Here is a 13,215-nt window from a genome sequence, read left to right as displayed (position 1 = left end):
CTGAAAGGGGGAAAGACATTGAGTAGGATAAAGAAATATATCAGTATGGCAGTCATTGCGGCGATGATGGTTACCACCGTATTTGCAAATCCTTTCACAGCCTATGCCGATCAAAAACAAGATATTGAAAACCCACAAGAACTGTCTGGAGAAAAACAGCCAAACAATGAAGCACTAGAGCAAAATACTGAAGAGGAAGAAGGAAAAGCCCATGAAGAACCCTTAAAGCCTGTGGAAGAAGAGACCCAAGAGCAGGAGAAAGCGTCCATGCGAGAAATGAATGTAGCCTACCAGGCCGCTGCAGCGGCATCCTATGACCCATACGGCATTAAATTTGACGAATACTTCAACAGTCCCTTTAAATTAAGCCGGCAGGATGCAGAAGAAATCAATATGGTCACCGGAGCACTGCACTACCAGATGCCGCTGTTTCATTTGCCGGGGAAAAACGGGATGAACTTAAACCTAAATCTTCGTTACGAATCCGATGAAGCTACGCTCCATACCCACCAGACCGGAGTGTCCAATACAGGGGAGAATCTCTATGCCGTCCGTGTAGACGAGTCCTACAACGTAAAAGACCGCAATGGCAATATCGTGGACAACTACCGGAAGCGGTATACACTAGACAAAAAATACACCAATTCTTACGATGCCTGGAAAAGGGCAGATGAACTGAACAGCAGGCCCCTGCCTGAAAACTGCACAGACAGGTACTACAGCGTAGAGCGCTTTTTCGAGTATTACGACAAGCCCGGTAATTCTAATTCCTACGCCATGGAAAGATACAACTTGGGCGCAGGATGGTTTTTCAATTTGACCAGCATACAAATGCTGACAGAAGAAGAAGTATCTCAGTCGAATCGATCCAAATACATGGTATTGCACCTTGGAAACGGAGAGAAAATCAACATAAAAAAAACCCTGGAAGGCAGTAACTATGACCGCGTTGCCATGCGAACCCTCACCCCTTACGAAGACTACAGCGTAGAATACGATGGAAGCGGTATATATACCAACGGGCAGAAACCTTCCATGTATATTCTAAGCCATATCGACGGCAAAAAAGCATACTTTGCAGCCGACGGCAGACTTCTGGGGATAAAAGATGCATTCGGCAATGAAATCCGGTTTAAACATACAATGATAAACAACAAACCCTTCATAAATGAAATCATCGACACATACGGAAGAACCGTCAGCATAAACTATAATACCAGCAGCAAAACCGCAACCATAACCTTGCCCGATAATACAACCATTCAGCTAAAATCAGCGGCTCAAGGAAATGCAACGGTTTTAAAAGAAGTGGTTGACCCAAAGGGAAATAGCACAAAACTAGATGAATATGCAATCGATACAGCCTCCTTTCTTCGAAATGTATGGGCCAATGACAGAGACTATCCAGAAACAAAGACCTACGTTTTACTAAAAAACATTACCCATGCCACCGGCGCTAAAACCCAATACGAATACATAAAAGGCACCAAAAGAAACACCGATGTCATATCCCAGTCAAGCTGCAGTCCCTACGAAGAATACTTCAAAATATCCAGACGATACGAGCGTTTAGCCAACCAAATCTACAACGACGAAGCGATCACCTACGAAAATGATTACACAGGCTATCCGGAGTTTGCACACTACGATAAACCGCTAAAAAGCTTTCGCCACTACACCCGGATCACCGACAGTAATGGACTGGTCAGACGATTGACCTTTGACAACGAAAACCTGCTGAGAGCAGAAGACTACCTAGTGAACAGCCAACTTCAGAAAACCATTGAAAGAGACTACGATTCCCTCAAACAACCTTCACGGGAGACGATCAAGACCTATGACAGCAGCGGAGCCTTTAGCCTTAAAGAAAAAGCCTATAAATATAATCCATACAAACAGCTGGAAGAATATACCGATGAGCTCGGACATGCAAGCAAAACCATCTATCAGCCGGAGAACCAGAGTCTAATCCGCCAGGAAATCCTTCCGGTGGATACAGGAAAAGAACAAATCATCACCTACGAAATCAGTGAAGATAAAAAATACAACAAAACAAAAACCATACAATACAAAACCGTTGATGGAACAGCCAAAACCATAAAAACCGAATACCTGAGAAACCCAGACGGAACCCTCCAGAGAACCAGCCTGACCATGGAAGATAACAGCATCCTCACCACCCTCTTTAACTATGAATACGGCGTCCTAAACCGTGAGGGAAACAAAATAAACAGAGTCACCAGCATCACAAACACCACCTACCTAAACTGGGGTGCCGACAAAGCCGTAACCCAGGCTAAAGAAAACACCATAGAAAAAACAGAATACCAATTTAGCACAGGCCAAACCATCAAATACATTGCACCCGACGAAAAATACGAAGCCTACAAATATGACCCCCTGGGGCGACTAGTCGAATACACCAACTTCGACGGCACCAAAAAAACCATAAACTATGACGATATCCGCAACATCCTCATAACCACCGACGAAGACGGACTGGCCCTTAGAAACACCTATGACGGTCTGGGAAACGAAATAACCCTGGAAGAAGGCTACATCAAACCGGGACAAACCACCTACACCTTTAGCGTAAAAACAAAAAAAACCTACAATAACCAGAGCCTTCTAAAAACCCTGACCGATGGGAACAACAACACAACCACCTATGACTACGATCCCTATGGGAGAATGATCAAAACCGTAAATTCAGATACCACCTATACCCAGACCCTATACGACGACAAAAACCTCATGGTGGCGCATAAAAACGAAGAAGGTCATATCCTGCTAAAAGAATACTTTGACAAAAGAGGCCAAAAAATCAAAGAAGAAGCCCTGCAAACAACCGGAGAAATCCTTACCACCCAATATACCTATGACCATGCAGGAAACCTAAAAACCCAAAAAGATCCCAAGGGCAACCTCACAAACTACCAATATGACGAACTATCCAGACTCATCAAGACCAGCAATGCAAAACAAGAAGCCACAAAATACTACTACAACCACCAAAACAGCCTAATCAAAATCCAATTTCCAGACGGAAAAACAAAACAAAAAACCTATGACGAACTGGGAAGAATCATCAAAGAAACCGATGAAACAGGAAAAAACCAATACATCCGGTACAACCAAAACGGAACCATAGACAAAATACAAGACAGAGAAAAACAAGACCAAAAATTCACCTACACTGCCAACGGACAGATCAAAACCCATGCAGGACAGGGCTTTAATATCACCTACCAATATCACCGCAACGGACGGATCCAATCCGTGAGCGATACCGCCTATGGAACCGTCAGCTACGAATACGATGATATTGGAAGACTACATAAAGAAATCAACCCAGGCAACAAACAAACCACCTATACCTACGATCCAAACGGAAACCTGCAGACCATCCAGGACCCCTTTGGAACCCTGACAAAATACAACTACGACAAAAGAAACCGGATCGATACCATCCAAATAAACGGAAAAACCTTTGATTACGACTACTACACCGATGGGATGATGAGAACCCTCAAATATCCGGTCCTGAACAACCAGCAGCTGCTGCAAACCGATTATACCTTCGACAACCTCAACCGGCTAAGCAGCATCACAAACAAAATAGGGACAAAATCCATATCCGACTACAACTACACCTACGACTCAAACAGCAACATAAAAACCATCACAGGAATAGACGGAAACCACCAATACAGCTACGATGAACTAAACCGCCTAAAGAGCCTGCAAAGATACAACCAAAGCATCCAGACAACCTTTGAATATGACCCGAGAGGAAACCGGACAAAAGCAACAGGAGACATGGATGCCCTACTGAGCAGCGGAAAAGAAGGCAGCTTTACCTGGGATGGACTGAACAGACTCCGCAAATTTACAAACAGCCAAACCGGACAAGAAGAAACCTATACCTACGACTACAAAGGCATCCGCAAAAAGAAACAGACCCCCAAAGGAACCACCCACTACTACACAGACCAGGCAGGAAGAGTCATCGCAGAAGCCGACGGAAACGGAAACCTAAAAGCCAGCATCATATGGGGACACAAACCCCTGGCAAGAATTGAACAGGGAAAATGGTACTACTATGTGTATAATGGTCATGGAGATGTAGTGCAATTAGTGGATGAAAATGGTAACATAGTAAATAGGTACACCTATGATGAATGGGGGAATTTGTTAGCAAGTGATGAAACCATAGAGAACCCAATCCGGTACGCCGGGGAATACTATGATGAAGAAACAGGACTGTATTATCTCAGAGCCAGATATTACGATCCAACCATCGGAAGATTCATATCCAAGGATAGCTATGAGGGAGCAGTCACGAATCCACTGAGTATGAATCAGTACATCTATTGTATGAATAATCCGTTGGTCTATGTTGACCCGAGTGGGAATATACCCGAAAAGACCAGAGCATATTTAATGGGATTAATACATGCAATAGACGACGGATTTTTCTTTGGTGCGGCTTCAAAATTGACAGGAAATACACCAGCAGGATGGCAAAACTCTTCATATGCAAAAGAGTTTAATGAAACTTACACCGCAGGAAAAATAACAAATCAAATATATGGTTTAGTAAATATATCTTCTGGTCTGAAGGATTTAATTTCAAAAGGAAAATTTGTAATAAATAGTGCTGGTGAGCTAGTTTCTGTTGGTACTGGGGAAGTAGTGGGTGTATTTAAAACTGTTAAGGGAACAATTGTTTTCTCTCTTTCCAACAAGGGGGCGAGTAACGGTGCGGACTTTAAATTCCCTAAATCAAATAACGACATGAAAAAAATATTTGGAGTAAATGATAAAACATACCACAAGGAAATTAAACCTAAAATACTAAAACAGATTAAGCAAGACTCTGTATATGGTAAGGAGTTTAAGAAGATGGGCAATAATCCAGATATCGGAATAGATAGTGCTGGAAATATAGTTTTAAAAGATGTTAAGACTGGAAAAACACTGCCAACTAATTGGTCTTTTGAAAGTTTTAAGCCTTAATAAGGAGGATTCTTATGTCGTATGATTTAAATATTTTGTGTATAAATCAAGATAAGGTAGCAAAATTACCCTTTACATCATCAATTGAATTAAGAAACGAAAATGAATTTCCAGAGTTAGGAAGATATAATTCATTATGGCCATTTATGTGCGGTTCAAAAGGAATTTGGTACTCTATTGGAAAAGATGATGAGGGTTGGTTTAATGCTATGGCACTAGTAGATGCAGATTTTGACAAAGTTATTAAAAGAAGTGACATGCCTTTTTGGATTTTAGATGATGAAGTAATGTCAAATTTAAAACCATTAATCGTGTATGATGAATATAAAAGCGAATTTGATAATATAATCAAGTTTTTAATTCAACAGTCTCCCAATAACCACATAATGTTTCTTGCTAGATTTCAAGGTGGGGAAAAGGAAATAGTTCAGGGAGTCTTAAAACGTGAGGAATTTGCAAAGTTACTATGCGAGTCTAAAATACTTTTTAATGTATGTTATGTTATAACCGATTAATAGTCTCATTTTATGAATTAATAAAGCAATGAATGAAGCAATGCGACAAGAGGACGGTTCTTAAAGGGGTCAATCGGAAGTTTTGCGCGCGAAAAAGGCTCAACAGTCAGTTGTTTACTGCTTGTTGGGCCTTAACAATACCTGCGCGCAAAATTTTTGATTGCCGCAGAAGAATGAAGTCGCGGTCTATGGGATTTCATTCTTTCGACTTTGTATTTTTGTCTTTTGATTTTGTTGTTTTTTGTTACGAAACTGGCTTTTGCAGTATTCCATTTTACGAAAAGGACTGGATTTAGGTATACTTCCCCCCTCCCCACTAAAGAGGCTTTGAATTAAGTATTCAGTTCCAAGCATCATTATGGTGATGCTCCCGGATATAGTGTAAGTACTTCCTGTAGTTTACCTTTTCTACATTCAGGGCACATCGTTACATCTTTACCTTCTAGAAGACAAAGGATCTCAATGGTTTTTAATCCTTTATATTTAGGTTTGTATGAAGGAGTGCCGGTCAGTTTTCTGCTCAGCTGGAGTTTTGTCTTTTTATTGCGATTGGCCAATATTCCATAATGTCTGATTTTCACAAAGCCTTTGGGAGAATATGCATCAGGAATCTACGGATGAATTCTACACCGCCTAGGGTAATGGTCTTTGCCTTGTTCTTGTTTTTGTAATCTTTAACGGTAATGGTGACTGTGTCCTTATCCATGGAAATAATCCTGTTGTTGGATATGTCAATCCGGTGTGTGTATCTTCCAAGATGGAGTAGCTGAGGGGGAGAGTAATCCCGAACGTGAGTTATGTCCGAATGATGGAAAACACAAAGAGTCATCAAAAGGAGATATAAGTGCAGATCCTTTCTGGAATAATCAGAAGGCAGGAGAAAAATCTTTAAACACGGCATATTCATCATCTGATACTAAACAGTTATATAATGTTTATAATGGAAAATTAGTAAAATTTCAACCTGACAATGTAGGTGGATGGCATGCTTATGAAGTCATTAATCCAGCAGAAGAAGTGCCAGCAGATGTGCTTAGACAAATGAAAAAGGACGGGGTAATTACAAATTCACAATATAATAAATGGATAAAAAATAAGTAATAGAATCCTATTCTATGGTATGTTAGCTCATATTTTAGTTTTTTTGCTAGCTTACCATAGATGACTTTCTTTTGTGATTAAGAATTTTATGGAGGAAGATTAGATGAATAATAGTTTTGGAAATCCAAATAAGTTTGCAATACAATATATGCTTTTATCTAATCCACATAATGAAACAGGAATTTTAGGAGAATCGTGGGGAATTTTTAAGTTTCTGATCGAAGGAAAAAATATATGCCAATATAAAATAGGAAATGATACTGTAGATTATAAATGGAACTTATTGTACATTGTTGAATGGATGTGTGAAAATTTGCACCACATATTAGGATATGATCCTTTTCCATTACCTATACAAGGAGAAAGCACACTGGAATTAATCAAAAATGCTGATGAATTTGAAACTGATGAAGATGACGAAATGTATCTATGGTATCAAGCGAAAAGCTCATGGATTTTTAGACATTCATGGTTTCAAAATAGAGGGGGTTCCTTCCTAAGTAGTGCCTATTTTAGGAGAATTAATGATAGAATAGAGATATCATGGAATAATGATTTTTACAAAGAAAAGGGAATAATGTTTATTTATCCTAAGGGAACCAGTTTAATATCCAAAGTAGAATTTAAGGAAGTTATTTTTAAATTTTTGTATGATATATTAAGTAATTTAGATAGAAAAGTTTCAAATGATATAAAAAATGATAAAAGCTATATATCAGAGTTGTGGAAAAAAATAAAATTACTTGAGCCATAGTTTATTAATTATGCGTACAACATTTATACTCATAATGATATCGAAGTGTATAATAATAAAGGTCAGCATCTAGGTTCAATGGATCCTGTAACTGGAGAAATGTATAAAGATCCAGTAAAAGGAAGGACTATAAAGATTAATTAAATGGAGGTGGAAGGTGGATATGATGACATTCTGCTGTGAAGATATGAAGAACAATATTAATACTAATTGCTGTGAGCATAATGAGAAATTTCAATGTTCAGATTCACTAATTTATTATGATTTAATTTTTGATGAATATGGTTTGATTGTTCATGATGGCGGTAATTCCTATATTTTAATAAAATTTTGTCCGTGGTGCGGTGCTGAATTACCTGAGTCAAAACGAGATAAGTGGTTTGAGGAATTAGAACAACTTGGGTATGATTCACCATATGATAAAGAAATACCACAAAAGTATAAAAGTGATAAATGGTATAGATAAGTAATATAATTGAAGTGTAATAATTCTAAATTCCTAAAGTCGGAGCTTTATTTATTGCTGCCGTAATTTTTCCACGCAGAAGCTTTTAGAAGGATTTTTAGTCATTACGGCTGCAATACAGATTATTTTAAACTATATACGCTAGAACTATTGTATGTTTAAGAGGGGGGAATTTTAATGAAGAAATTTTTATTGTTGATTGGTGTGTGAGGATTAGTAGGTATTGGGTTATTTGGAATGATATTGAGGAATATAGGGTATGATGCAATAGCAGTAAGAAAATATATAGTTTCAGTTGCTTTGGTATTGGGTTTAGCAGCCTATGGTGTTTTAAGGATATGTATTAAAATTAAAGAACGACAGTATACGAAATTAGCTAGTGGAGAAAAGAGTTCAAAGATAAAATAAAAAATAGTTATAGTGTATCAAAAACTTAATGGAGAAAGATTGCTAGGAAATTTTGATATTTCGCATCTCTAAAATAATATTATTACTGCGAGAATCTAATAAAAAGCTCTATATGTGCCCTGTTTCATGATCTTGCATCAAGACAAGCTGTTGTGGGAGGAATAAGGACAAGCCAGTCAATGCAAGGTTCTATGAGTATTATCAAAAGAAGATGCGTGAAGGAAAGATCCAGCATCAAGCTATTACCTGTATTATGAGAAGGCTGGTAAATATTATTTATGGCATGATGAAGAACAAGACAGAATATGTCCAATCCCAGGTTTTAAATACTAGGCTTAGGGTGCCACTGATTAGTACAGGTAGTAAACTTGGAAACATCTTTGAAGAGAGATATGTATTGACATTATTAGTAACATCGATTGTGTCTTTTGTAATCTTTGATGGATCGATAAAGCTAATATAAAATAGACTTTTAATAGCATCTAAATAAAATTTAAGCCCTGGGATGCCAGGGCTTATTCTATTTCTATAGGATTTCGTCTGAGATATTCTTTTAAGCAGAGATATCGTTCATCTGTAGTTCTAAGTTTGTGCAGTAGATTTTCTAAAAGGGCCTGGGCATCTTCCAGATCATATTGGATATGCCTGAGTTCATCCATATTTGTTTTTTTATCGAGGTTACTTTTCATCTCAAGAATCTTCTCGCGAAGAGCCGCAACTTCTCTGGATGCATTAGAAAGCTCCTGACGGAGAAAATCGTCGGTGTTGTCAATGCCTAGATTTCGAATCATATGTAAAATCGTTTCATAATATTCTCTGAAAATGCGTTCATCCAGCATGTAATCATCCTTTCAGTAAGTAAGTAGATAAAGTAGATATACGCATTGAAACATACTAGATATTGTATATGTACTTTCTATTATATTTTGAAAAGCTGCCAGCGACAAGTATCGATTTCATAGCGTAGTTGATATCGCTTCAAAGTGCCGCTAATTAGGCTTTGACATTCATATACCCACATTTTATTGCCGGCAAGCTTATTTAATTCTTTCGTAAGGACCTGATCCACCTTAATCTCTATCCAGGATTCATCCTCCTCAATGAGCCGAAACTTAACAGGCGTAATCTGGCCATCCAGGTTTGTTTTAGAAATCATTTCAACTGCCTTATTAACGATTTTCATAATAAACACACATCCTTACAAAATAGAAGTCATAACCGACATCTCATCAGTGGAGCCAATGCCGCCCATGAGAGGCTTAATCCCAGAATTTAAAAAGCCGGCACGATGAACCGATGTGGATCCGAACCGGAAGCGAAGTGAATCAATTGCCCGATCAAGTGCTTGATTTTTTTCTTTATGTACATCATCAAAAAAAGAGGTTTGCTGAAATTCATTACTGCAAAGCTCCGATACCCGAACACCAAAGTGTCGCAGAGCTTCTCCCTGCCAGGCTTCATCAAAGAGATCACGGGCAATTCTATAGATTTCATTAGTAGAGTCGGTCGCAGAAAAAATCTTTCTTTGATGAGAATAAGTTCTAAAATTGGTGTCCCGGACACTTACAGAGATGAGTCTGGCCACGCAGGCTGCATCACGAAGACGCATGGCTACAGTTTCTGTTAGAGATAAAAGAATCTGATGCGCCGTTAACCGATCATCTACATCGAATGGGATAACACTGGAATTTCCAATGCCCTTCATATCAATATGCTTTCCCGTATGCACTAGAGAAGCTTCTATACCATGGGCATAGTTATAAATCAATTCTCCATGACTTTTAAGCCTATATCGAATTAAATTCAGATCTGCAGCTGCAAGCTCCCCGATGGTGTTGATACCCATGGCCCGCAGTTTTGGAGCCGTACAGGGTCCTATCATGAATAGATCCTGAATATCAAGGGGCCACATCTTTTGAGCCATCTCTTCCGGATAGAGGGTAGTTACTGCATCGGGTTTTTTCAAATCAGATGCCATCTTTGCCAAGAGCTTATTTGAACTAATACCTATTGATACGGTAAAGCCCAGCTCATTTTTAATCCGATCCTTGATTTTGTGTGCTGCATCAACTGGATGACCAAAATGTTTTTGCATATTGGTATAGTCTAAAAAAATCTCATCAATACTAAATTTTTGATATGCCGGTGAAAAATCTTTGATGATCTCCATCATTGCATTTGAGCACTTTACATACAGTGGATAATCCGGAGGCACAATGACCAGAGTCGGGCATTTCTGAAAGGCAGCATGCAATGTTTCTCCGGTTTGGATATTAAAGGCCTTACAGGGAATACTTTTAGCCAGAATGATGCCGTGGCGCGTCTCCGGATTCCCGCCCACTGCAGAGGGAATAGTACGAAGGTCTAAAGAATCTCCCTGCTGGAGCCTATGGGCTGCAGAAAATGCTAAAAAAGCTGAATTGCAATCTATATGCATGATACAGCGATTAGAAGGACTCATATAAAATAATCACCTACTTTATGCCAAAAGGCGAATAGCGCGTGCTTTAGAGTTTTCAATAGAAATATATCCTTTCTGCTTCAGTATTTGCAGATGCTTATGTACGGTGTTTGTAGATCGTATATTGCAAAGCTCTCCAATATCACGAATAGATGGAGAATCACCAAACATGCGGTAATAAAATTTTATGGAGTTTAAAACCTTCTCCTGATTTGCTGTAAGCATTTTTACACCTCCTATAGTATAACCAATCTATTAAAATTATACCGAACAAACGTTCGATTGTAAAACTCTGAAAAAAGCTGAATAACAGAAAAATCCAGAGATAAAGCTAGTTAATCAAAGCAGAGGATGATTTTCACAGATTTACCACCGAACACATGTACTGGTAAAATATTCTTAACGGGTGTTCTCCATAAATAGAGGTGATGAGATTGAAAAAAGAAAATTTTAAAGAAATAACCGATAAGGATCTAATGGTGTTCCTTGTGGCAAAGGGACTGAAGATAGTTAAGATAAAAAAGGATCCTGAGAGAAATAGAAGTTTGGTGTATTTCAATGATACAGCAGAGCTTGAAAATGCAGTGCTTGCTTATACGAATAAAGAAGAAATTAATTATGGAGATTATATTGCAGCTGAGAAAAGAGTAAAGACACTCCTCAGCATGCAGAAGATGAATTAACGAAAATGACTCTAAGCTTTAATCTTTCGTCTGTCATCTTTCAACGAAAAGTTGAAGGAGATGATAGAGATGCTAAAACCGCCAATTGCACGAATGGGAGGCAAGTCTCGCCTGAGAAAGCAGATAATATCCATGATACCGGAGCATACATGCTACATAGAACCATTTTTCGGTGCCGGCTGGGTATTCTTTGGAAAGGAGCCCAGCAAAGTTGAAGTAATCAATGATGTGGACCGGGAACTTATTAATTTATTCAAAATGATCAAACATCATCCGGGTGAAATTGAAAGGCTGATGCAATTTGAAATATCAAGCAGAGATAGTTTTGCAGAATATAAAAAAATGGAAATAAACGCCTTAACAGATATTCAAAGGGCAGTTCGGTTTATTTTCCTGATTTCTCAAAGCTTTGCAAGTAAGGGAATATCTTTTGGTTATGGAACCAACACCCGGCCTTCTCCCCAGATATTTGACACATCAAATCTGAAGAACTTAAAAGAACGGTTAAGAAATACCTATATTGAGAACCTAAGCTTTGAAGAGATCTTTGCCCGTTATGACCGTCCATACAGTTTTTACTTTTGTGATCCGCCCTATTATGAGACCGATGGCTATAAAGACAAATTTGACTATGAGGATCATATGATGCTTCGAGATATTCTGCTGAATGTCCACGGACAGTTTCTATTAACTATTAATGATCATCCGGAGGTACGAAAATGGTACAAGGACTTTTATATGATAGAAACAAAAGTGCCCTATTCTATCGGGAAGGAACAGGAGAGCAGGAAAAAGTATAATGAACTGATTATAACTAACTATGAAGTCAATACAGATTCGCTAAAAATAGTGTAGTCCCCCACCCTAATCATAGAAAAGTACTGAATTCATTTTCAGTACCTTTCTTATATTTATATAAGTTTATGAGAGGAGAGAGCTATGAAAAAAGGAAAAAATGGGATTGAATTAAAGGATATTGCCGAATTTTTAAATCTTTCCAGGCGTTTTATGCGGGAGCTGGATCTGCTTCGAGCCACTGACATACCACCCCAATACATCAAATTGACAAAGGATGCAGCCATAAAGGTAGGAGAGAAAGCTTATCTTTATGCTTCCGGAGAACATCATGCCAGGGCTATGCACTAGAAGCTGCGAAAAGTGCAACTTGCATGAAAGCTGCGGAGGCTGCTCCCTTTGCGAAAGAACCTTATGCCGGCAGACCTGTAAGTGCTGCTTTGCCCTTTGTTTTCACCGCCCCTATGCTGCTGCATATATGAAAAAAATCGGCGGTGTAGAGATCCATGCTGCAACCAATAAAACATTGCAGTTACCCGATCATATACCGATTGTTCCAGATCGACTTAAAATACAGCCTAAATTGGAGGAGATGCCGGTTATAGGTATTCATGGAGGCAATATGTTTGTAAGAAATGGGGAGCGAATCAACAGGAGTCACTATTAAAAATAGGGACTTTTATACTGCTAGAGAGAGAAGACAGCTATCAACTAAGGCATCATCCAAAATGGGATGCAATTCGAAAGGACCCTACGCTGCAGAACTGCAAAAGCTGCCTACATCCTGAAAACGGCGGGAAGCTATGTCCCGTATATAATGAAGATATATGGCCGGAGAATGGAAAATGGTGTGGATCCTATGCCTTTTTAGAGAACCAACATAATAAGGATAATAAAAAGGAATACATTGAAATAGCAAAAGCATATGACATCGATGAGTTGATTAAGATTGTTGGCCAGGAATGGAATTTAAAATAGAATATTGATTTGTTGAAATTTATAAAGTGCTTCGC

Annotated in this window: 15 protein-coding genes and 1 pseudogene; 11 read left to right on the top strand and 5 right to left on the bottom strand. The window is 38.6% G+C overall.

The window, feature by feature from the left end:
* The first annotated feature begins 18 nt into the window (after positions 1 to 18).
* Complete coding sequence (locus Gferi_RS01180; protein WP_069973875.1) at positions 19 to 5,019, top strand: RHS repeat domain-containing protein; 5,001 nt, start codon at positions 19 to 21, stop codon at positions 5,017 to 5,019.
* Positions 5,020 to 5,033: 14 nt separating this feature from the next.
* Positions 5,034 to 5,534, top strand: coding sequence for a hypothetical protein (locus Gferi_RS01175; RefSeq protein WP_069973874.1), 501 nt, complete (start codon positions 5,034 to 5,036; stop codon positions 5,532 to 5,534).
* A gap of 356 nt (positions 5,535 to 5,890) precedes the next feature.
* Here Gferi_RS01175 and Gferi_RS29585 read toward each other — a convergent pair.
* Positions 5,891 to 6,321 (bottom strand): annotated as a pseudogene (locus Gferi_RS29585) (IS91 family transposase); the annotation flags it as partial.
* Between Gferi_RS29585 and Gferi_RS28710 the strand changes: the two are divergent.
* From Gferi_RS28710 to Gferi_RS29150, 5 genes are all read left to right on the top strand, one after another.
* On the top strand, positions 6,276 to 6,635 hold the full coding sequence (locus Gferi_RS28710) for a hypothetical protein (protein WP_069973873.1): 360 nt from the start codon (positions 6,276 to 6,278) through the stop codon (positions 6,633 to 6,635). The pseudogene Gferi_RS29585 and the gene Gferi_RS28710 overlap by 46 nt on opposite strands.
* Before the next feature lie 103 nt (positions 6,636 to 6,738).
* The gene (locus Gferi_RS01165) at positions 6,739 to 7,389 is read left to right on the top strand and encodes a hypothetical protein (RefSeq protein WP_069973872.1); all 651 of its coding nucleotides are present in this window, start codon (positions 6,739 to 6,741) and stop codon (positions 7,387 to 7,389) included.
* 78 nt (positions 7,390 to 7,467) lie between these two features.
* Positions 7,468 to 7,533, top strand: coding sequence for a hypothetical protein (locus tag Gferi_RS29350; RefSeq protein ID WP_408607502.1), 66 nt, complete (start codon positions 7,468 to 7,470; stop codon positions 7,531 to 7,533).
* A gap of 19 nt (positions 7,534 to 7,552) precedes the next feature.
* On the top strand, positions 7,553 to 7,855 hold the full coding sequence (locus tag Gferi_RS01160; protein WP_069973871.1) for a DUF6980 family protein: 303 nt from the start codon (positions 7,553 to 7,555) through the stop codon (positions 7,853 to 7,855).
* Between the two features lie 619 nt (positions 7,856 to 8,474).
* Positions 8,475 to 8,726, top strand: a complete 252-nt coding sequence (locus Gferi_RS29150) for a hypothetical protein (RefSeq protein WP_069973870.1) — start codon at positions 8,475 to 8,477, stop codon at positions 8,724 to 8,726.
* 52 nt (positions 8,727 to 8,778) lie between these two features.
* Here the strand turns inward: Gferi_RS29150 and Gferi_RS01150 are convergent, their stop codons facing one another.
* The 4 genes from Gferi_RS01150 to Gferi_RS01135 all read right to left on the bottom strand — a co-directional run bounded on the left by Gferi_RS01150 (position 8,779) and on the right by Gferi_RS01135 (position 10,949).
* Complete coding sequence (locus Gferi_RS01150) at positions 8,779 to 9,102, bottom strand: hypothetical protein (RefSeq protein WP_069973869.1); 324 nt, start codon at positions 9,100 to 9,102, stop codon at positions 8,779 to 8,781.
* 80 nt (positions 9,103 to 9,182) lie between these two features.
* A complete protein-coding gene (locus Gferi_RS01145) occupies positions 9,183 to 9,446 on the bottom strand; it encodes a hypothetical protein (RefSeq protein ID WP_069973868.1) in 264 nt (87 codons plus the stop codon).
* A gap of 15 nt (positions 9,447 to 9,461) precedes the next feature.
* Positions 9,462 to 10,724 carry a DNA polymerase Y family protein gene (locus Gferi_RS01140; protein ID WP_069973867.1) on the bottom strand — a complete coding sequence of 421 codons (1,263 nt, stop codon included), beginning with the start codon at positions 10,722 to 10,724 and terminating at the stop codon, positions 9,462 to 9,464.
* Between the two features lie 18 nt (positions 10,725 to 10,742).
* Complete coding sequence (locus tag Gferi_RS01135) at positions 10,743 to 10,949, bottom strand: LexA family protein (RefSeq protein ID WP_069973866.1); 207 nt, start codon at positions 10,947 to 10,949, stop codon at positions 10,743 to 10,745.
* Between the two features lie 209 nt (positions 10,950 to 11,158).
* On the opposite strand from Gferi_RS01135, the gene Gferi_RS01130 reads away from it, so the two are divergent.
* From Gferi_RS01130 to Gferi_RS27885, 4 genes are all read left to right on the top strand, one after another.
* On the top strand, positions 11,159 to 11,407 hold the full coding sequence (locus tag Gferi_RS01130) for a DUF5659 domain-containing protein (RefSeq protein ID WP_069973865.1): 249 nt from the start codon (positions 11,159 to 11,161) through the stop codon (positions 11,405 to 11,407).
* A 69-nt stretch (positions 11,408 to 11,476) separates the two neighbouring features.
* The gene (locus Gferi_RS01125) at positions 11,477 to 12,262 is read left to right on the top strand and encodes a DNA adenine methylase (protein WP_069973864.1); all 786 of its coding nucleotides are present in this window, start codon (positions 11,477 to 11,479) and stop codon (positions 12,260 to 12,262) included.
* Between the two features lie 84 nt (positions 12,263 to 12,346).
* A complete protein-coding gene (locus Gferi_RS01120) occupies positions 12,347 to 12,553 on the top strand; it encodes a hypothetical protein (protein ID WP_069973863.1) in 207 nt (68 codons plus the stop codon).
* Positions 12,534 to 12,869, top strand: coding sequence for a hypothetical protein (locus Gferi_RS27885; RefSeq protein ID WP_156782294.1), 336 nt, complete (start codon positions 12,534 to 12,536; stop codon positions 12,867 to 12,869). The genes Gferi_RS01120 and Gferi_RS27885 overlap by 20 nt, the downstream gene beginning before the upstream one ends.
* The last annotated feature ends 346 nt before the right edge of the window (positions 12,870 to 13,215 follow it).

This window comes from Geosporobacter ferrireducens (assembly GCF_001750685.1).
Taxonomy (GTDB): domain Bacteria; phylum Bacillota; class Clostridia; order Peptostreptococcales; family Thermotaleaceae; genus Geosporobacter; species Geosporobacter ferrireducens.
This window is presented reverse-complemented; position numbering and strand designations above follow the sequence as displayed.